At 45.5% G+C, this 20,838-nt stretch carries 13 protein-coding genes; all 13 read right to left on the reverse strand.

The window, feature by feature from the left end; translation table 11 throughout:
- Positions 1 to 13 precede the first annotated feature (13 nt).
- On the reverse strand, positions 14 to 1,510 hold the full coding sequence (locus tag C7460_RS08720; protein WP_221409486.1) for a sulfatase-like hydrolase/transferase: 1,497 nt from the start codon (positions 1,508 to 1,510) through the stop codon (positions 14 to 16).
- 218 nt (positions 1,511 to 1,728) lie between these two features.
- Positions 1,729 to 3,609, reverse strand: a complete 1,881-nt coding sequence (locus C7460_RS08725; protein ID WP_170147945.1) for a rhomboid family intramembrane serine protease — start codon at positions 3,607 to 3,609, stop codon at positions 1,729 to 1,731.
- A gap of 78 nt (positions 3,610 to 3,687) precedes the next feature.
- Positions 3,688 to 6,315, reverse strand: a complete 2,628-nt coding sequence (locus tag C7460_RS08730; RefSeq protein WP_115867708.1) for a DUF4062 domain-containing protein — start codon at positions 6,313 to 6,315, stop codon at positions 3,688 to 3,690.
- An 822-nt stretch (positions 6,316 to 7,137) separates the two neighbouring features.
- Positions 7,138 to 8,580: an alpha-L-fucosidase gene (locus C7460_RS08740; RefSeq protein ID WP_221409487.1), complete on the reverse strand. Its 1,443-nt coding sequence runs from the start codon at positions 8,578 to 8,580 to the stop codon at positions 7,138 to 7,140.
- A gap of 130 nt (positions 8,581 to 8,710) precedes the next feature.
- Positions 8,711 to 9,745 carry an SMP-30/gluconolactonase/LRE family protein gene (locus tag C7460_RS08745; RefSeq protein ID WP_115867710.1) on the reverse strand — a complete coding sequence of 345 codons (1,035 nt, stop codon included), beginning with the start codon at positions 9,743 to 9,745 and terminating at the stop codon, positions 8,711 to 8,713.
- Positions 9,742 to 11,097, reverse strand: a complete 1,356-nt coding sequence (locus C7460_RS08750) for a GntP family permease (RefSeq protein WP_115867711.1) — start codon at positions 11,095 to 11,097, stop codon at positions 9,742 to 9,744. Before C7460_RS08750 ends, C7460_RS08745 begins: the two co-directional genes overlap by 4 nt.
- Positions 11,098 to 11,169: 72 nt before the next feature.
- The gene (gene dgoD, locus C7460_RS08755) at positions 11,170 to 12,327 is read right to left on the reverse strand and encodes a galactonate dehydratase (RefSeq protein WP_115867712.1); all 1,158 of its coding nucleotides are present in this window, start codon (positions 12,325 to 12,327) and stop codon (positions 11,170 to 11,172) included.
- Positions 12,327 to 12,956, reverse strand: a complete 630-nt coding sequence (locus C7460_RS08760) for a bifunctional 4-hydroxy-2-oxoglutarate aldolase/2-dehydro-3-deoxy-phosphogluconate aldolase (protein WP_115867713.1) — start codon at positions 12,954 to 12,956, stop codon at positions 12,327 to 12,329. The genes dgoD and C7460_RS08760 overlap by 1 nt, the downstream gene beginning before the upstream one ends.
- A complete protein-coding gene (locus tag C7460_RS08765; protein ID WP_115867714.1) occupies positions 12,953 to 13,960 on the reverse strand; it encodes a sugar kinase in 1,008 nt (335 codons plus the stop codon). The genes C7460_RS08760 and C7460_RS08765 overlap by 4 nt, the downstream gene beginning before the upstream one ends.
- Positions 13,957 to 14,679, reverse strand: coding sequence for a FadR/GntR family transcriptional regulator (locus tag C7460_RS08770; RefSeq protein ID WP_115867715.1), 723 nt, complete (start codon positions 14,677 to 14,679; stop codon positions 13,957 to 13,959). The genes C7460_RS08765 and C7460_RS08770 overlap by 4 nt, the downstream gene beginning before the upstream one ends.
- 228 nt (positions 14,680 to 14,907) lie before the next feature.
- Positions 14,908 to 16,176 (reverse strand): glycoside hydrolase family 117 protein, encoded by a 1,269-nt coding sequence (locus tag C7460_RS08775; RefSeq protein ID WP_245986267.1) that lies wholly within the window; start codon positions 16,174 to 16,176, stop codon positions 14,908 to 14,910.
- Positions 16,177 to 16,178: 2 nt separating this feature from the next.
- Complete coding sequence (locus C7460_RS08780; RefSeq protein WP_115867716.1) at positions 16,179 to 18,359, reverse strand: T9SS type A sorting domain-containing protein; 2,181 nt, start codon at positions 18,357 to 18,359, stop codon at positions 16,179 to 16,181.
- 203 nt (positions 18,360 to 18,562) lie between these two features.
- Entirely contained in the window at positions 18,563 to 20,743 is a 2,181-nt protein-coding gene (locus tag C7460_RS08785) for a T9SS type A sorting domain-containing protein (RefSeq protein ID WP_115867717.1), read from the reverse strand.
- Positions 20,744 to 20,838 lie beyond the last annotated feature (95 nt).

The following is a 20,838-nucleotide window of genomic DNA, read 5'->3' on the forward strand; positions in this document are numbered from 1 at the left end:
GTTCAGCTTTTGGCTATGACTCTGCCCCTGACACAAAGTGTGTCAAATCCTTGAGATCCAGCGGATCATCATACTGCTGCTGTAGGGCCATTAGAGCGTCCCACAGCTCCTCCAGTTTGGCTGTATAGGCAGGATCAGCCGATATATCATTGATTTCTTCCGGGTCATTTTCCAAGTCAAAAAGCAGTACTTTTTGCGCTTTCGGGTACACGATCAGCTTAAAGCCATCTTTTCGCACCATGCGCTGCACCTGCATATACGCCCCATAGATAGCGGGATAGTTGCCTGCCTGCTGGGCGCCTGTTGCCAGCGGCAGCAAACTGTGAAACTCTACATAGTCAGGCTTTGGAACGCCCGCCAGCTCCAGTGCCGTGGGCATCAGGTCTTGAAGGTATACCTCAGCAGTAATGCGTTTATTCTTCGGGATGTCTGGTCCAGCAATAATCAGTGGCGGCTTCACACTGTGATCATACATACTTTGCTTGCCAATGAGCCCATGTCGCCCCATCGCCAGCCCATGATCTGAAGTGAAAAAGATATAGGTGTTTTCCAGCTGACCAGAGGCTTCCAGTGCATCCAGTATTTTCCCAATCTGGGCATCCAGGTGACTGATAATGGCGTAATACTCTTTTTTGTGCGTTTTCACCGCAAAAGGTGTGCGCGGAAAAGGTGCCAGCGCTTCATCTCTCAGCCCTTTGGGGTTGCCCATTAGCTCCCGATCCGGATAGTCTGGCTGATAGCTGAGCGGCAGGCTTAGTGCGCTGGTATCGTATAGATCCTGATACGCCTGTGGGGCCTGCCGGGGATCATGCGGCGCATTGAAGGCAACATACATCATAAACGGACGATCACTTTGGCCAGCCATATCCAGATAGTCCAGTGCATCATCGCGAGTGACTTCACTCCAGTGCTTGCCACCTTCCCAGTAGCCGCCGTGCTTCGGATCTGTGGGCAACCAACTCGTATCAGTCGGATTTTTCGGACGGTTATAGCCCAAACGTTTTTCGCCTTTCTCTCGACGGTAGTCATTGGGCATACCCTTGCGTACATGCCGCACCGTATCAAACACGAGGTTTGGATCCAGCTCCACGTGCCACTTGCCCGTCATGTAAGTGTCATAGCCCGCCTGCTGCATGAGCTTGCCCCAGGTCTGATCCACACCCTGGCCTTTTTTCCAGGATTGGCGAAAGGCATTGGCATGCCAAAGCGACCTCCCGGTGATGAGCATCGAGCGTGAGGCCGTACAGATGGCACCATTCCATCCGCCCATATTAAACGCATTGGTTAAAGAGGTACCTCGGCGAACAAGCCGATCCAGATTGGGCGTATAGATCTCTTCATTGCCCAGCGCATGGATGGACGAATAAATCTGATCATCAGAAAACAGAAAAAGGATATTGGGCGGGCGCTCAGAGGTTGATGTATCTGAGCAGCCAGTAAAAAACACGCTCATTAGGACAGCACCCCATAGGATGATGCCAGATCTCAACACAGTGGTAATTTTTTGCATTTTGTTGAAGGTAATACGGTAGTAAATCTGTGGAATCGGCTACTACTCCGCCAGACGGGTTTGTACAGACTCCACCCAACAAAAATGCTAGCCAAATGATAAGAACAGGTGGTGTATACTGCTCAACTAAGGGAGGATGCATTGCTCAGCATCCGCTAAAAACCAAAAAATTACAGGTTTACAAGCTTTGGTGATGGGGGAGCTTCAGTATTGCCACTTCAAAAACGAACCTCTACTCTAGCCTGAGTAGTGATAGGCGTCACGCCATGGGCTTTGGCTGGCAGCCATTTCGGCCCTTCCATGATCAAGCGCTTTGCATACGCATTGTACTCAGGATCCATCCGCTCCAGATAGCGAAAGTAATGCAAATCGCCATTTGCAAATACTTCGAATCTCACAACCACCTTTCCGTCTGTAGTATCAGATTTCAGCTCATTGGCAGCATCCAGATATTCATAAAACGCATCAAATCCACCTTCTGGATAAGCCCTGTACACGCTCCCGTCATAGAGGTGTTCGGAAGAGTCGGTTTTTAAATACCCAGACACCAGCCTACCATGATCATATTCTTCCCGGTATAGTTGATTTCCCAGACTGTCAAACCCTTCTACCACTCCATCTATTAAGCCATCCACCACCTGTCTTTTATACTCCAGCTGCCCATTATCATGAAAACTATATTCTGTCCCGTTACCATCTCGCACCGTCTGCTCTCCGTCATCCGTCCACATGTTCTCCCAGTAAGCGTAACCGTTTCGAGCGTAACGAATTTGACTTACTAGTTGCCCGTTTTCACTGTAGGCCTCCCAGCGCCCCACCGGATCATCTTTATGATACCTACCCATAGACTGGTAAGTACTGTCATCGTAATAGTATATAAATACCCCCTCACGCAATCCCTTGTCAAACTCCCCTTTCATCTGCACCGTGCCATCTGCAAAATAATCTACTACCCTACCGTGCCATTCATCTTGCTTGTTTTTGGTGCCAATCCTATAATAGGAATGCATATAGCGATCAGTTTCTACCCAGGATGAATCAAAATAAATCCTGTGCTCAACCAACTCCTCTTGAGGCCCTGAACTCTCCACTGCTACTTCCGCTGATCCCGACTGAAAACTTAAAGGATACATCAGCGGAGGCATGCTAGTCAGCTGCCGACCCAGTATGCTTAGACTATCCCTAAAAGCATGAGTCTGGCCCGATATAGCTTTCATTACATAGTCCATGCGTTGTTTTTCTATATGCATCACCTCCACCATCACAGTGGTATCTGCAGACAGCTCTGCTGGCAAACCTTCTATACGTCTCAGAGTGGCTATCACAGTATCTGGCCGGGGATACAGCACTTTCAATGAATCATAAATACGTTCGCCCGGATAGTTGGAGGTCAAAGTTTTTATGAATTTGTTGCTGATGGTGCTAAACTCCTGATATAGCTGAAAATACTTTACCTGATACCGGGGCAAGACACTAAATACCGTCACCCCAGCCAGCAGGACCACCGCAAAAGCCCAGCGATGGTACCGAAACTTATAGGCAACACCTACCAACAGCCCGGTAAAAACACCCCCAAAATGAGCGGCATTATCAAAATTGAATTTTTTACCTATGGCCGTCAATACCAACAAGTAAATAACAAACTGAGCTAGAATAAAAGACCTGGGGCTGTCTTTAGCGGTGATTTGCATCACAATCAGAAAAGCATAAACACCCAATACCGCACCACTGGCACCAACACTGACTACAAATAAGTTGAAATGCAAACTGGCTATACCTCCCACAAAGCCAGACAGCAGGTATAAGAGCAGAAAGTCTCGCCATCCAAGCTGTCGCTCCACCTGCAAACCCACATAGACCAGACTGTAGACATTCACAATTAGGTGAAGTAAGTTGCCATGCAAAAACTGTGAGGTAATCAAACGGTAGGTCTCTCCGTTGAGGGTAAGCGCCGCAAAATTGGCACCAGCATCTATTAGCGCACTTGTGCTTCTACCGTCTACACCTACTACAAAATGAATGACTACATTGGCTAAGGCTAAGGCAATAGTAACCCAGGGAAGCACCCGTTTATTCGATGAAAACTGTAAACTAAACAATTGGCTGATGGCTGTTCTATCTGATAGAGCTAAAACCCAAGTGGTAAATTGGCTTGATTTTTTTAGCACAAAACAATACTAAAGTTTGCGCGCACGATTTATTAATCCTGGATCAGGATTATTTTTCTTAAAAATATGCTTAGCCCTACATTTCTGAGCCAATAGTTCTATTGCCCTCCTCTCATTTTCTTCCGTTGCCTTAAAGTCTTTGTTGAATTTCAAGGTTGTTAGCACGTCGGACAAAAAAAACGAATTCTTATCAAGTCCAACGATATAATCATCTATTGTTTTATACCAAGAATTCGGTCTCTCGGCTATTATGAGTAACATTAGTTCGTGTTTAATTAAACTATTAGTTTCGTTGATTGCTCTATCAATTAGGAGCGGCCCCATCTTCGTTGAGAAAAGGTCATCCTTAAAAAATTTCACAACATTGGTCGGAATCGACAACAAAACAGCATTCCTTTTTTCGATTGGGGTGTCAAATTTAAAATCTCCTTCATCAAGTTCAAACCTCGCACCCTCAAATGCTACATTTCCCCTATCCGCTAATAGGGGATGCAATACTATCAACAATTTATTCAATTCACTCCACGCTTGTGTAATCTTATCTAGTACTTCCTTTTTTAAACCAATCGAAACAAAATCACTATTACGCAAGGCTCTTGCTGTTGCAGAAATCTGCCTCATTAACACTAAAAATGAATAATCTCGGAATACCGAATTAATTACTTGATTATATGGTTTAATTTGATCGTAGTGCTTGTCTGCATATTTATCTTTCACTTCATCTGGTAGGCCTGAAGTAATTACATTATCCTTTATTTTTTCTTGCTCTTTTTCTAATGAGGGAACATCCGGATTCCATGATATGGATTTATATGGATTAATTAAATCTGGAATATTCATTTTTTCACGTACTACCAATAATGTCTCATCCAAATCCTGACTTAACACTGATAAGGCATCATCTTTGTTCCTATCAATTCCTGTGTAAAATTCAATTATTTCAGGAAAATCCACATAACGCTTATTCTCATAAACCTGCTCAAGGAATGCCTTATTCAAATTCATTCTCTGAGCAATAAAAAAGAAAACCCAATAAGTATTCTTGAAATACAGATGATTGGAAGTAGTTTGACCTAATATCGAATTATCTTTTAAGACTGTAAGAAGGTAGGTAAGGTCGAGATCAATTAAGTTAGCGTTACAAAAACCCTTAAGTTCAGATTTAAAGTAATTCTCAGTGAAATAAAAATCATTTTTAACTATCAATAACTCACAGAGATAACCAAGTACAAAAGAGCAATCCTTTACATCGGGCTTTTTATCATGGAAAGTAGGAATTTCATATTCTTCAAAAATTGTATTAAGCATTGTTTCCAATAATTTAGTTCGATTAATTGGATTATACTCTGAACCAATTTTAAATGAAGCTCTTAAAATTGACATACAGTTTTTAGCGGTCCTATGCATATTCAAGGTTTGTAAATCTTTAGCGACCTTTTCAAGCATAACATTATGATCCTCAGGAATTTCTTTTTGCTTCGTATATGAAGTAACAATCTTCCTCAGTTCTGTTTGAGGTAAAGGAAGTAAGTAATAAGTAAGAAATTTACGAGTTATTTCAACCCGATCATCCTCCTCAGATTTCAGGAAAAAATTATTATCGAGTGTATTAAATAATATAATTGGTGTACCTAGAAATTCATCACAAACATTTTTCACCATTTGCATAACACCCTGTTCGTCAAAACAGATTGAATCTATCAAAATACAGTCTATTTTTTCTGGATTTGCGAAGTAGTAATTCCCGACTTCCCTTTTAATATCCTTAACAATCTTATGTTTCTTAGTTTTTTTAGAATCAATATAGAGAAATACTTTTCCTAATTTCCAAGCTTCGAGCTTTAAGTAATGAGCCAATGAAGTTAAACCAAATTCAGATGGAGCCTTTATAATGATATTCTTTGGCTCTGTAATTAGCGATACAAGATCAACTTTATGTTCAAAGTTTTTGGTAGGATCACTTGGCACAACCTGTTTAGAGCTAATAATTGGATCTATCCAAATGGGAGATTTTTCATTATAAGTTTTTAAAGATTCTGATAGGTCATTTTCCAAATACTTTAAGGTGACGTCAATTTCCTTCACCCTATCCTCAGCGTTTTCAATCTGAGAATTTTCTTGAATAAACAATTCAAGCTTTTGAGTTAGTGAACCTCTAAATTCATCCATCCCGCTAAATGGAATATACAACCCCAAAGAGGAAATACGCTCCTTGAAATCCTTAACCTTACTATATTGATCAAAATCGAGCATATCAGGATCTACTTTTTCCTTACCGAAGAAAAACAGAATCTTAGGATGGGAATTACGCATTTTAATTTTACGCCGAATCGCATCATTAAACTCATGCTCTGTTCCGCTTCCAGCTTTTTTAGTGGGATGTCCAAATCTATTTTTCATTATCCCAATAAAGACATCATAATTTGACTTTTTTACATACTCGTCTATGATATCTTGTCCATTTTTCCCCATATCTGGTAGGACATCATATTCCCACATAAATGTTTCTAGTCCAATCCCAAAATGTTTACCAAACCTCACGGTAATTTCATTGACTACCCTAACACAAACGTCCCGTTCCTCTTGACAATCTCCCGGCGAAGAAATAAAACACTTAAAAATTTTTCGAGTTACCATACATTATTCGAGTTTAGATTAATTTGTGTTGCACAATTATATTCACCTAAATCATGAACATAAAAAAACATTTTAATCACCGAAGTTATCAATTCTACTCAAAAATCCCACCTACCTAAACCCAACCTGTGCCATTCCATAAGTTGCCCCTACGCCTTTGTATCAACAGCCCATGTTGTACATAGAGCGGTACTTGCTATGCGTTGAGAGGTCCTTGTTGTGCATTGAGGGGTCCTTGCTGTACATTAAGCACAGCTTGTTGCCCATTGAGCATCGCTTGTTGGACATTGAGAGGTCCTTGCTAAGCGTTGAGCACTACTTGTTGCTCATTAGGCAATCCATGTTGTGCATTGAGCAGTGCTTGTTGCTCATTGAGCGGTCCATGCTAAACATTGAGGGGTTCATGTTGCGCATTGAGTGGTCCTTGTTGGGCATTGAGCACTACTTGTTGCTCATTAGGCAATCCATGTTGCGCATTGAGCAGTGCTTGTTGCTCATTGAGCGGTCCATGCTAAACATTGAGGGGTTCATGTTGCGCATTGAGTGGTCCTTGTTGTACATTGAGCACCGCTTGTTAGGCATTGAGCGCCCCATGTTGGGCATTGAGCGGGGCTTGTTAGGCATTGAGTGGTCCTTGCTAAGCATTGAGCAGTCCTTGCTAAGCATTGAGCAGTCCTTGCTAAGCATTGAGCGGTCCTTGTTAGACGTTGAGTGGTCCTTGCTAAACGTTGAGTATTGTGTAGTAAGCCTAACCTATCAGCAATGCCATCCCCCCTTCTTAATATCGCTTCGCCACCTATCGTCTTCATATTACTACTGAGCTCATTCGAGCACCAACTTAAAAACCGTGGCGATCTCGTCCATAGGCGCATCAGGGATGGTTAACTCAAAGGCATCGTGACCATGAATAAATTCAGCCTCCTGATTGGTCCCTAACAACTCGATGCGTTGAATTTCAGAATGGGGAGTATACCTATGCCTTCCCAAAAGTCTTAGTTTGATCTTGTCGCCTACTTTCGGTTTGCCTAGAAATATCATATACAGACTTTTTTCGTCCTTAGACTGAGTAAACCTGATGTCGTTGGCCGTATAGTGCACTTTAGACGATTGCCCACCGTGCGTTCCTTCTCCAGCTTTGGCATCCCCGAACCCAAATAGGTCCCATGGTTTGGTAGCATAAATCGCTTCTCCATATTTATCAAACCACGCTCCCATTTCTAACAATATTTCTCTTTGCTCGGCCGGTATGCTTCCATCGGCCTTTGGTGAGATATTGAGGAGTACCACTCCATTTTTACTTACCACATCTATGAGATTTCGCATGACCATAGAGGTGGGGCGATACGTTTGGCCTTCTATATAACACCACGACTTATTACTGAGGGTGATGTCGGTCATCCAGGGCCTCTCGGTGATATCACGTCTTCCCCCCTGCTCAATGTCCTGAATGCCCACTTCTTTGGGCAGGTCCGATTGTTTATAGCCGATGGTCACCTCCTGCCCCGCTTTAGCTGCTGCATTGAAGTAGTCTGCACACATTTGCTTTACTCTGTCTTCAGGGATGAAGTTCAGCCACGAATCGAACCAAATCATATCCGGTTGGTATTGATTGACCACTTCATTTATCTGTCCAGACCAGTTTTCATAAAATTGATCCTCGGGGATGTTGCCATAAAACTGCGCTAATTCCGGATCATTGCTGGAAGTATGATAATCTGGGTGGTATGGGAAATGGCTGTCATAACCGTCCCAGGTTTCTGGTTTATCAGCATTTCTCTGGAGATTTCGAGCATGATGAAAAGTGGTAATGAGCTTCAGACCTCTTTTCTTTAAGGCCTTACTGAGCTCACCGGTAATATCTTTTTTTGGGCCCTTACTTGCTGCATTCCATGGGTTTACCTTACTGTCCCACATCGCAAAACCATCGTGATGCTGCGCTACAGGCCCTCCAAACTTTGCCCCTGCTTTTTCGAAAAGTACGGCCCATTCTTCAGCATCAAAGTGCTCAGCAGTAAACTGTGGGATGAAATGATGGTACCCAAACTCCTTTTGCGAGCCAAAAGTGGCCTGGTGGTGCTTGTATTCTGACGAACCAGGAATATACATATTGCGTGCATACCACTCGCTACCGTAAGCTGGCACCGAGTATACCCCCCAATGAAAGTAGATGCCAAGCTTGGCATCCTGGAGCCACTGAGGAGCTTCTTCATGCTGAGCTAGCGACTCCCAGCTGGGTTCGTAGGATATCGGTTCTACAGCGTTCATCTCATCTTTCTTCGTCTTATGATTGCACCCTAAGGAAAAGAAAAGCAGCAATAAAACAGGGATCGAAAAGCTTCTGCTAAGAATGCTTGATTGTGGTTGGTTCATGATAGTTTCCATAGTATTGATGTCATCATTTTAAAGTCACTGACAGTATGTAGTCATCAGCTGTCATAAATAGTTTTTTGCCTCCATAGCCTAGCGTGCAGTTGGAGGTCAGCTGTCCGGTATATATTCTGGCTATTGGAGATCCCTCCGGGGAAAATATCCATACCCCGCCAGCGCCTGTGGCGAATATGTAGCCATCACTATTGATTTCCAGACCGTCTGGCAAGCCCTGCTGCCCTTTTTTACCCACCAACTCAGTTAAGTCTTTCAGGATTCTTTTGTTAGTCACTTTTCCGGGCTCGATAAGGTCATACTGGTACCATACTGCGTGGGTAGAATCGGAAACTGCCACTATCAATTCCTTATTATCCGGAGTGACGGCAATTCCATTAGGCCTTGTTAGCGAATCCAACAACACTAATTCACCACCCGCCAGCAAGCAATAGACCCCTTGAAAGCTGAGTTCTTTACTCGGATCATGCATTTGTTTGGGCAGTCCATAAGCTGGATCTGTAAAGTACAAATTCCCATTTTGATCAAATGCACCATCGTTGGGACTGTTGAGTCTTTTCCCCTCAAACCGGTCCACAATAGCGGTGAACTCCTCTCTAGGTGCAGCAATCGGCGCATTCATTTTAGCTACCCTTCGGTCTCCGTGCTGCATTAGAATCAGCTCACCATCCTCATTCAAAATAAGGCCATTTGAACCTGGTTCTGCCCCTGAGAAATCCGTCGGTGCGACTCCTGATGGATACAAGTAAGTAGTAGTGTCTCCATTTGCGTCAAGCTTATAGACCTTATTTTCGGGAATATCGGAAAACAGTAGATACTGCCCTTCTTCTACCCAAAGCGGACCCTCCGTCCAGGTGAATCCACTTGCCTCTATTTTGATCGTTGCTTCTGGGTCAATGATGCGCTCCCCTTCTTCATTTAGTATTTCGATGGCAAAATGGGTCTCGACCTCCAATGACAGGGTTTTATCATCCGCTTGCTGGACAGCTTGCTGACAAGCAAACGCTGCGGCTATTAGTAGACATATAACGATGAATGTGTATCTCATGGAAACAATAGTTGAGTAATGATTAGTATGATGGTCATGGCAGAAACTCCAAAAATGAACGTTCCTGCTGTCTGCACTTGATACCCTTGCTTGACTTTCATGCCTGTAAGCTGAGTAAGCACCCAAAAAAAGCTATCGTTTACATGCGAGGCTACCGAAGAGCCCGCCCCAATAGACAATACGGTCATGACCTGCAGAAAAGGAGTATCTAATGCCAAAGGGGTCATCACTGGTGCTACAATAGAAGCCGTGGTGACCAACGCCACTGTAGACGATCCCTGAGTGGTTTTTAGACATGCAGCGAGTAGAAAAGGAAATAACAACCCCATTTCCAGACTTACAAATCCACCTGAAACCGTTTCGGCCAGATCTGAGTTTTGTAACATCTTTCCGAAAATCCCGCCAGCTCCTGTGATCAAAAGGATGGGTGCTGCTATTTTTAGTGACTCTCCAATCCAACCAGAGGACGAAAAGATCTTTTCGTCCAGTTTCTCTGGCAGCAGTAGTGCAAGCAATACCCCGATCAGCAAAGCAATCATCGGTGTTCCTAAAAAGGATATAATCACGGGCAGTTTTAGTGCATGGATAATCGTGAAAAGAAAAGACGATGCGTCAAGTTTCAATTCGGGATATTCCAATACAGCCTTCAATAGTATTAGTATCAATGGAATGACGATTGCCAACAATGATTTCCAAAGCTTTGGCTTTTGGCCTGGGTTGCTGACGGGCTCTATCTTGATTGGTAAGTTGATTTTTGAAGCCACTTTGGTGGCATAGAAATAGCACGGTATAAGCGAAAGGCTACTCACGAGCAAACCCCACAAGATCACATTTCCCAAATTAGCTCCCAATATCCCCGCTGCAGCGATAGGCCCCGGTGTGGGCGGAACCATCACATGAGAGGCCGTAAGCCCCATAGCCAGAGCCGCTGTAGTTCCGGCATAGGATACGTTCGCTTTTTTAGACATTACCTTGTTTAAGGAATTCATCATGAGCAGTGCGCTATCCGCAAATACAGGGATCGAAAGAATGTACCCGGTAAGGAGCATGGCAAGATGAATGGATTTTTCACCTATCGCTTGCAGTACCCTGGTAGCAATAACCATAGCCCCACCTGACTTTTCGAGGATCGTACCGATCACCACCCCAAAAAGAATGATCAATCCGATTTTCCCTAATATGCCGCCAAAGCCTGTGTTGATCGATGCTACGATCAATGACGGGTCCATTCCAGCTATGAAACCATAGATCAATGAGGCAGCGAGTAAAACAAAAAATGGATGTATTTTGAATCTGACAATACCGACAATCAAGAAGGTGAGTGCGATAAGTAGTGCAATTAGGTAAGTCATTTCAATTCAGGTTTGTAAGGTCAGTTTACTCGTGGTTCGGTTTGTCGGATTGGTTGTGGACGTGGTTTTCGTTTACCATTCTGCAAAATTTCCATCCGGAAGCCGCCATATAGGATTCGCCCATTGATGCCCGATTTTGGCAGCTTCTTTCAGCTTTGCCTCATCCATTTCCACACCTAGCCCCGGTTTCGAAAAAAGATCGATATACCCATCTTTGAGATCAAAGACTTCAGGGTTGTCAACATAGTCCAATAGATCAAACCCTTTGTTATAATGGATTCCCAGGCTACTTTCTTGAATTACCGCATTAGGAGAAACAAAGTCTACATGCAGCGACGAAGCGAGCGCTATAGGTCCCAATGGACAGTGCGGTGCCAACGTGATGTCATAAGCTTCAGTCATAGCGGCGATGCGCCTTACTTCAGAGATGCCTCCTGCATGGCTGAGGTCTGGTTGTATGATATCCGTAATCCCCTCATGCAAAATTTCCTTAAAATCCCACCGCGAAAACATCCTTTCGCCTGTAGCAATAGGAATCCCAGAATACTGATAGATATGCTTTAATGCCTCATTATTTTCACTCAATACCGGCTCCTCAATAAACATCGGTTCATAAGGTGCTACCTCGTCGATGAGTCGCTTGACCATTGGCTTATGTACTCTCCCATGAAAATCGAGCCCCACATCCAGGCCATCTCCAAACTCCTCTCTCAGTATCTTGATATTATCAGCTACCTTTTTGATTTCCTTTAAAGAAGCTACCCATTCCAATGGGCCGGTCGCATTCATTTTTACTGCTTTATAGCCCGCATCCACCTTTTGCTGGGCTTGATCCAAAACTACTTCGGGGTGATCCCCCCCTATCCAGCAGTACATTTTCATTTTTTGCCTTACCGGTCCACCCAATAGCTGATGGACGGGTACATTGAGCGTCTTACCCTTGATATCCCACAGAGCCTGATCGATCCCTGCAATGGCACTCATTAATATAGGTCCGCCGCGATAAAACCCTCCTCTATAGAGAGTTTGCCAGGTGTCTTCTATGAGATGGGCAGGCTTACCGATGATATATTGTTTGAGCTCATGAATGCAAGCAGCTACCGTATCAGCTTTTCCTTCTACCACTGGCTCGCCCCACCCGACAACACCCGATTTGGTGGTGATTTTTAGAAACAGCCACCTTGGAGGCACTTTATACAGTTCGATGTTTTCGATAATATCTGGTACCATTAGTATTTTTTAAGAATTGAAGTAAATGATCGTGCTATTGCTGTAGTATCGGAGATTGAGTAGTTGCCCTTGTCTCCTGTTAGAACACTACCAACACCAATGCCGTGTGCCCCTGCTTGCATCCAGTCATCGGTATTTTCCAGATTGATTCCTCCCACCACAAAGAATTTGACATGATCCAATGGCGCCTTGATCGCTTTGAAATAGCCGATTCCCATACTATTCGCAGGGAAGAGTTTGATAATGTCTGCACCATTTTCATGAGCCTCACTTACTTCTGTAGGTGTGAGCGCTCCCATCAGCACAGGTACGTCATGCTTATGCGCAATCTTGATGACCTCCATGTTCACATTGGGGCTTACCAGAAACTGAGCGCCTGCATCGAGAGAAGCTTGAGCAGTTTGGACATTGGTCACTGTTCCTGCTCCTACTAGCACCTCTGTATGAGCACCGCTGATCCTTCGAATCTCTTCTAAGTATCCCGGTGTATTGCTAGTGATTTCCAGTACTTTTACTCCCGCATCGATTAGGTGCCCCAAAGTCCTGGCTGCGTTGTTTTGGTCTGCTACCCGCACAATGGCCACCATTTTTTCTTTTAGAATAATGTCCAGTTTTTCTTTCCTTGTCATCTGAGTACGTGTCCTGATGTATGTCCTTCCATGATCGCCCTGATTTCCTGCTCGCTACTGGTGTGCTGATCTCCTTTGATGGTATGCTTTAAAGCAAAGGCGGCGGTAGCAAAATTGATGACCTCATTAGGGTTCCAACCGCTATTGTACCCGTGTAGAAATGCAGCTACGAATGCGTCTCCGGTTCCGAATCGATCGGTAACATTGACTAGATAGGTATTGGATGAAAATATGGTTTTATCCTGATACAGCAAGCCTGACAATTGGTTTTCACTCGCCGAGAGATGTTCTCTTACGGTCATCACCACTTTATCTACTGAAAACAGGTTAGCAATCTCTGGTATTGCCTTGCTTGTTTGTTCCAAGGCATCTGCGCCTTCATACTCCAGTTGGTAGATATCATTAAGCACTCCGGTATTGCAGAAAAGAATGTCAGTAGAAGCTAAAAGCTCATCAAAAATTTTTCTTGCATCGTCTGGAGAATTCCAAAGAGACCTGCGAAAATTCATATCAAAGCCCACGTGAAGCCCTAACCTCTTTGCTGTCTGGGCTGCCAGGATGGTTTCTTTGGCACATTGATCAGAAAGGGCCGGGGTGATGCCGGTAATAAAGAGAAATTTGAAGTCTTTAAGCAGCTCCTCCCAGTTCACCTCTCCTGCGATGACCTGACTGATGGCCGAGTTTTTCCGATCATAAATAACACTCGATGGCCTTATAGATGATCCCAGTTCAATGAAATAAGTACCCATTCGCTCACCTCCACGCCATATCCGGTCAGTATTGATCCCATAGCTTCTGAGCGATCGAATCGCTGCCTCTCCGAGCTTATTAGGCGGAAGCTTGGTTATGAAACTCACCTGATTTCCTAAGATTCCCAGCGAGCTGGCCACGTTAGCTTCGGCACCGGCATAATCAACGTTGAATGCAGCACTGGAGTCTAGTTGTACTCCTATATCGCTTGGTGTGAGTCTTAGCATGATTTCGCCGAATGTTACAAAACTCATGGTTGGAAAGTAAGGTAATTGTGATAGGTTGTCTCCAGGTGTTCTTTCATTGCGGTGTATGCAGCATTCGAATCTTGATTGCTTACTGCGCTCAATATATTTTCATGGTGCTTGATCATGATGTTTTTTTCATTGATCAGATCACCATCATTGGGCTTGGCAAAAACACTACTCTTGAATTTCGGCATCAGATTAAAAATCGGTGAAATCAACAATTGCAGCACGCTGTTTTCTGTAGTAGAAAGCAATATTTGATGGAAGTCATTGTCCAGGTCTGCCTCCTTTTTCTTGTCTTCCAGATCACATCGGATCATTGCTTCCATGTTTTTAGTGAGTAAAACGATGTGCTTATCACTCCTTACTTTGGCGGCTTCTTTAGCTATTAGGGGCTCAATAAGCTGACGGGTTTTGATCGTTTGCCGTACCAGGTCTTTGTCTGACGAGAGTTCAAAGAACATGTTAAGCGTCTCGGAGGCGTTTTGCACGCTTATTTCAGACACATACGCTCCACTCCCCTTTCTTACGTCTAGTATGCCTCTGGCATTCATCTTTTTGATTGCTTCTCTGATGGCTGTCCTGCTGACATTGAAGATTTCGCACAGCTCATTTTCGGTAGGAATCTTTTGCCCCGGCGAAAATTTACCACTGCGTATGGCCTCTGTGAGACTTTCTTCTACTTGCAGTGAAAGCGACTTTTTATTTCCTAGTTGTTGAAACATAAATACTAAAGTAATTATAATTTGTAATACATCATACAAATTACAACATCAAATTGCACGCTTATTATCGACTTGGTCACCAGCTTATAATTAATGCGTAGAAAAATACGTCATCGGTAGCTTGCCTGCCTGCCGAAGGCATGGTAGAAGTGAAAAACCTCCCAAGTTGCCCTGGGAGGTTATAAACACGAACTCTAGTACGCTTCAAGGATTCAGGTCACCAAGCCCTTACTTACCCTTAGCCTCTTGTCCTTTTTTGATCCGCTCCCGCTGTTTTTTGCTTAGTCCATGTTGGTAGTAGAAATTCGGGTCGGCATGGTAGTATCCATGGGCTTTCATCTCTGGATCGTCTACCTCAAGACTCAGATCACAGTCAAACCGCATCAGGATGCTCACCAGTGGGTCCCACCCAAACGCCGGAGCCAAATGTGACAGCCCCCAGGTGATGCCTTTGCCATAGTCGGTGTTCGTAAATGCATCCGGCACATACGGCCCTGCCGCTATCGGCATCAGCTCGGTGATGGCCGCAATCTCAAAGTTTACCCCATCGGGAGCATACTGAATGGTAAAGTGCTCGTTTCCATCTTTGATCACCAGTGCAGCTACGCCCTCCCGAAAAGGAAAAAGAGTGGTTTCATGACCAGAATTGATCACCGGATTTAGTGGGTGCTTGGTAAAAGGCCCTAGTGGATCTTCTGCTATGGCCAGTCCCTGCATACGCACAAGACGTGGATCTCCATCAGCATCCGACTTGTAGTACAGGTAGATTTTGCCATCACGCACGATTGGGTACGGATCATGTATGCTGTACTGATCCCACTCTCCCGGAGCCCCATTGGGAATTACAATTTCTCCATGGGCTGTCCAGGGACCATCTGGCGAGTCTGCATAGGAAACCGCCACCGGGCAGTCATCACCACGCAAGCCACTGGCCTCCATAAAGCCCTGATAGTACAGGTAATATTTGCCTTTCCACTTGAGGATATCCGTAGTGGTCACCGACCTCCAGCCTACTTCAGGCTTAGGCGGACGTGGCACCGCTACTCCCTGTTCCTCCCAGGTGAAGCCGTCTTCACTGGTAGCATACCAGATTTCGGACAGGTCCCAGTCAGACGAGGGAATGGTGTCGTTGGCCTCCGCAGCACGTCGCAGCCCTACAGGTTTTACCTTCGTATTTCGGTAGGTGTACCATACATAGTACTTACCATTTTCATAGATCACCTTTGAGGGATCTCTGCGGGTAATCGTACCATCGTAGTTGTTATAATCAAATCCCTTGAGCTCAGTATACCGAAACTGTGTGTAAAGCTCATTGTCCTCCGGCCGTGGCGCATCGTAGGCTTCATAGTTGCGATTCATCGCCGCACTCAGCTCTCGGTCAGGCTTTTCTTTGGGCAGCCAAAAAGGAAAGGCTTCAGTATCCTGAGCTACGGCTGCAGGCAAGCTCAGCGCTATCAGCACTACCAGCGCTATCGTTTGTTTCTTAGATTTCATCATATTCATTGTTTTATAAACCGAATGTTTTCTACTGCGGTAGCCGAGTGTACCTGTAGGCAATATACACCTTGTGGCAGGTGTGCCACATCTAGTTTCCCATTGGTGGCAAACTGCCCCTGACCGTAAGTCTTTCCAGACATGTCTAGTATCCTGAAGGTCCCCTCAGATCGGTTGATCACAAAGGAGTCGTGTACAGGATTAGGAGCAACCTGCAGCTTCCCCATTCCAGCAGGAGCATTCAGCACCTCGGCGGTAGCCACCTTTTTGGAACGCGCTATTTCTGTACTGAAGTTAAATACCTGCAGTGCCAGAGAAGTCAGGTGACCACCATTGTCAGGAAAAGTCAGCTCTACGGTATTCTCTGCCTTTAAAACATCATGAGGCACCGGCACTTCGATCACTCCAAAGAAACGATCGCGTGTTTTTTGATCAAACCCTCTCCAGTCATCTGGCACCTCCACTTTAGCGCCATTGATCAACAACGTAGGCTTCAGGCTCTGCCCATGGTCACGCCCCAGCCCCAGCCGAAGGATTGCTTCACCATGTTCGGTCAGCTGTACATTGCTAAACACATAGGTTTGCTTTGCATTGGCGCTAATCGGCTGAAAGTACTGATCGGCAAAGTAGGTCGTTTCGTTGTTCTCCTCAGTCAGGGTAACCTCTTCGGCAAACTCGTATTTGAGCAGCGCTGTAGCCTGATTTTTAATGGTAAGCTGATCTATGGCCTCTGTATAGTAGGTGGTGTCCAGCACAGGCACTTCGTTGGCATCTGCATACAGGTGTTTTACGGTGAGTTTTTGCAGGGTTTTGTCTGAAATCCCCTGTAGGTTGAGCACTACATCTGTATCTGCATGCTCCAGCGTATTGATGAGCACAAACAGGTTTTTTCCGTCCACATAGCCATCCACCTGCACATCGGGATCGGTGGCATAGGTATCTATGCGTGTACCATTTAGCTCTACCCAAAACTGAAAAAACTTGAGCAGGTGTGTGTAGATATAGCCTCCATGTGCAGGCTCTCCGGGCAGCTCTCCCAGTTCGCGCATCAGGCGTGCCTGGTAGCCATTATACTCGGCACCGGCAGGTTTGGCCCAGTTGGCTTTTAGCAAAAAGAAAGGAATGGAATGTACAATCTGATCCTGACGCTCCAGTATTTGCATAAACATGGAGTTGAACGAACGCAGGTTGTACCAATCTTCACGCTCCAGGTATGGACTATTGTCTTCACACCCACTACACAAAAATCCGTACTCACTAACCGACCAGGGCTTGGTCTCCCCCAGCCTGAGGTAGCTGTAGTGATTGATCATGTCCATGATCGCCTGCATGTTGCTACCACTCCGGTAGGTCATCGCCTCCATCTGATCTACCCCTTCTGGCGCATTGTCATACAGGTGAAAGGAAAAGAAGTCCATGTTTTCGCCAGCCACATCTATAAACATCTTCCAGTTGTTGCGCCAGTGGTTAAAGTCGGACGCTTCAAACATTGGGTGTGCAGCAGAGTAGCCACCCACCATTACCTCAGGGTTCAGTTCTTTCACACGCTGCGCCACCACATTATGAAACCTGGCAATTTCGGTTCGAGTGGTATTTAGTTTATTGGCCTTTACAAAAGGCTCATTCAGGACCTCAAGAAACCTGGGCTTCACCTTACCAGTGCTCCCTCCAGTGCCAAAAAACTTATCGAGATAGTGGGTATAAAACTCAGCCGTAGCCTCATGTCCCGCATAGACCAGGTCATTTCTGGTAGCCTGTCCATGTGGATACATGTGCTCCTGCCCTCCGATCATCATGTTGCTGTAGCGGTGCTCCAGTGAATGTATTTTTGTTTTGTTTGCGTACCCATTTTTGGTATTTACGGCGCGCTCCGACATATAATCCACCGAAGGCCACCCTGCTTTATTCGGATCTTCTTTGGTGTTGTTCCACTCCCACACGATGCCTCCATTGTTTCTGCCGGCATATACGTCGTAGCCTTCGTACAAGTCTATCTTTTGCTGATCGCTCTCCCACTCATTGCCATCTATGTCTTCATGAAAGATGATGTGCCTGGAGCGGTCAAAGTCCGCATAGCCATTGACAGCATGTTTGACATGCACATTCACGTCTACGGTATCTTGCGCCTGAGTCTGTAGCCCCAGGCACACACTCCCGAGCAGCATCAGGGTATATCGTTTCTGCATCGTTTCTGGTTTTAATTCTGTGATTAATAAGCTTTAATCAACATTAACCAATCCAGTCTCCAACATAAGGAGTAACAACTAGACAGGAACTCAACAACGAAATAACACCCCCTTTCTAAAGGCATATGACCACTTTTGGTTGGCTACCTCCCGGCTATTTCCAGTCACGAAGCTTAAAGTAGTTTAGCGGGTTGTTGAGTTGCTTACTTCACCACCATACGAGTACGCGCCTGTCCTGCAGCGCTCGTTATCTGCACAACGTAGACACCACCTGGCAAAGGTGACACACCCAGTTGGACGGTATGCTTGGCAGCATCCAATTTTACCGGTACGGCCAGTGCATTGCCAGCCAGATCATACACCCTTACCTCCTGCATGGAAGCAAACATTGGCTCGAGCAACCTGACATTTACCTGATCATGTGCAGGAGTAGGATATACACTGAGTGCCTGGCTTTTGGGCACCGCCAATACATCTGTAGGCTGGTTTGGATTCACGATAGAGATGTCGGATAGTGTATCCGCATACACCTCCTGTGATTGTTGGCTGGTCATCTTCACAATCACCTGGTAGTTTTCTCCTGTCGCGAGTGCCGAATCAGCAAAAATGCTTCTGGTGAGCGTACGAGCACCCAATCGCTCTTCACGCAGCTTCTCTGCCTTTGGCTCATAGTTTTCGTCGGTAAGGGTCAAACTTATATCCACATCTTCTTCTGAACCATATTCAAAAGTCACCGACACCACTGGTATGTCTTCCACCAGCTCTACTTCGGCATTGGTCACCAACATGTGCGGTTTAATGGGTTCAGCTACGGTAAATGGCGCATTACTAATGGCATGAACGGCCTGCTGCCAGTTAGAGCCTACCGGTCGGATGTGGGCTTTGAAATAGTATCCAGCTCCCGGAGTGGTCGGACTATTTACCGGAAGGTTTAGGGTCACTACTCCGCGTCCAGAAACAGGCTCGGAGGTAGCTGCTCCCAGCCACTTATTGTTGGGGTCTCTGATTTCCCCACTGATCTCCATAGGTCCATCTGCTTCATAGCGTACTTGCACGGCGTAGCCCGTAGAGGTGGGTTCTAGCCGTGTGGGCAGCATATCGCCAAAGACTTTGTTTTCCAGGGGCTCTTCCTCTGGAGTAAACCGTAGCGTATCAGTTGAAAGCACCTCCCCTTCATCTTCGAGCCGTGCAATCATCACGTAGGTCTTACCTGCCTCGAAAGACTCATAAAAAGTCTCATTAACGTGGTAGGAATGTACCCCTGCAGGTACCTTGGCTGACGAACGAAAGAAGCTCTTCCCTGATTCACGTAACAGCTCTGTAGTAACCCTGGCTTCCTTTGCCAGTGAGTAGATGAGGGTTTTGTCCAATTGGTCTCCGGCATAAGTCGGTGCCTCTGGCTGGTGAAAGGCTATGGCATTGTTTTGATCATTGAACACGCTGGCATCCACGTCTACCAACTGCCAACTTCGCACCCAGTCGTAGGTCACAGCGCGCTGCTCTTTGGTACGAAATTCATCCTCAAACATGTAAGCCTCAGGCTTAGGGTTTCCGGCATTGTTTTCATCGCTACCCCATGTGTAAGTTTCCATCACAATGATCACCGGCATGGGTAGGTTAAAATTCCGTGTGGGCGTGATCGTTCCAAAAGCTCTTCCATTGAGGTAAAACTCGGCTTCATTGGCATTTTTCCACCACATGCCTACGGTATTGAAGTCCAGCGGCCCTTCCAGCGGCTGAGACTTCACCCCACTCTTGGTGGACTCGTAGGGCAGGCTCACGCAGTTTCCACCTTCAGATTTGAAAGGTTTGGCGTGTGAGTTTACATTCTGATGGAAGTTAAAGCCTGTAGTATTGGCACCAGGACCATCATAGCTCATGTTTTCGATGATATCCAGCTCCGTGTGGTACTTTTCGTCGCAAATGTCTGAGCTGGTCTTTCGGGAGTTCATAAACACCCCGCTGCCCATCGGGAAGTTACTAGCCTTGAGTCGCACCTCGAAATAGCCGTAAGTTGCCAAAGCTCGGGTATCCATACCCCCACCAGCAAAAAGATAAGTCCGATCGCCTTTGGTAAACTGCTCATCTTCATAATACCACATAGGGTTCATGGTGAGAAAGTAATTATTGGTTTTTGGGTCGTGAACCACCTCATGGATCCGCTTGTCAAAGGCAGAGGTACGGTCCCAGGAGTCCCCTTTGTCAAACACGCGCCATTTCTCCGTATCAGGACTATTGGCGTCAAACTCATCTGACATGGCGGGTATTTTGATCCAAACCTTCCCCGCTGGTGGAGCTGGTGGTTGTGACACGCCAGGTATTGCTACCAAAATCATCAGCAGCGCGAAACATGAAACAAGCAGTGGTCTGATCAATGAATTCATTTAATAGTTGGTTTTGGTTTAGTGTATCAGAAAAAAAGAAAAGCTAATCATTCGGCCCTCAAAACAGCACGGTGGTTTTGTGCTGTTTTGGTCAC

It is taken from the genome of Marinoscillum furvescens DSM 4134, assembly GCF_003386095.1.
GTDB classification, from domain to species: Bacteria; Bacteroidota; Bacteroidia; order Cytophagales; family Cyclobacteriaceae; genus Marinoscillum; species Marinoscillum furvescens.

Excerpts from the sequence above, each read along its gene's own strand:
- C7460_RS08720 (WP_221409486.1), bottom strand. The coding sequence starts at position 1,510 with ATGCAAAAAATTACCACTGTGTTGAGATCTGGCATCATCCTATGGGGT.
- C7460_RS08730 (WP_115867708.1), bottom strand. The coding sequence starts at position 6,315 with ATGGTAACTCGAAAAATTTTTAAGTGTTTTATTTCTTCGCCGGGAGAT.
- C7460_RS08740 (WP_221409487.1), bottom strand. The coding sequence starts at position 8,580 with ATGAACGCTGTAGAACCGATATCCTACGAACCCAGCTGGGAGTCGCTA.
- C7460_RS08745 (WP_115867710.1), bottom strand. The coding sequence starts at position 9,745 with ATGAGATACACATTCATCGTTATATGTCTACTAATAGCCGCAGCGTTT.
- C7460_RS08750 (WP_115867711.1), bottom strand. The coding sequence starts at position 11,097 with ATGACTTACCTAATTGCACTACTTATCGCACTCACCTTCTTGATTGTC.
- dgoD (WP_115867712.1), bottom strand. The coding sequence starts at position 12,327 with ATGGTACCAGATATTATCGAAAACATCGAACTGTATAAAGTGCCTCCA.
- C7460_RS08760 (WP_115867713.1), bottom strand. The coding sequence starts at position 12,956 with ATGACAAGGAAAGAAAAACTGGACATTATTCTAAAAGAAAAAATGGTG.
- C7460_RS08765 (WP_115867714.1), bottom strand. The coding sequence starts at position 13,960 with ATGAGTTTTGTAACATTCGGCGAAATCATGCTAAGACTCACACCAAGC.
- C7460_RS08770 (WP_115867715.1), bottom strand. The coding sequence starts at position 14,679 with ATGTTTCAACAACTAGGAAATAAAAAGTCGCTTTCACTGCAAGTAGAA.
- C7460_RS08775 (WP_245986267.1), bottom strand. The coding sequence starts at position 16,176 with ATGATGAAATCTAAGAAACAAACGATAGCGCTGGTAGTGCTGATAGCG.
- C7460_RS08780 (WP_115867716.1), bottom strand. The coding sequence starts at position 18,359 with ATGCAGAAACGATATACCCTGATGCTGCTCGGGAGTGTGTGCCTGGGG.
- C7460_RS08785 (WP_115867717.1), bottom strand. The coding sequence starts at position 20,743 with ATGAATTCATTGATCAGACCACTGCTTGTTTCATGTTTCGCGCTGCTG.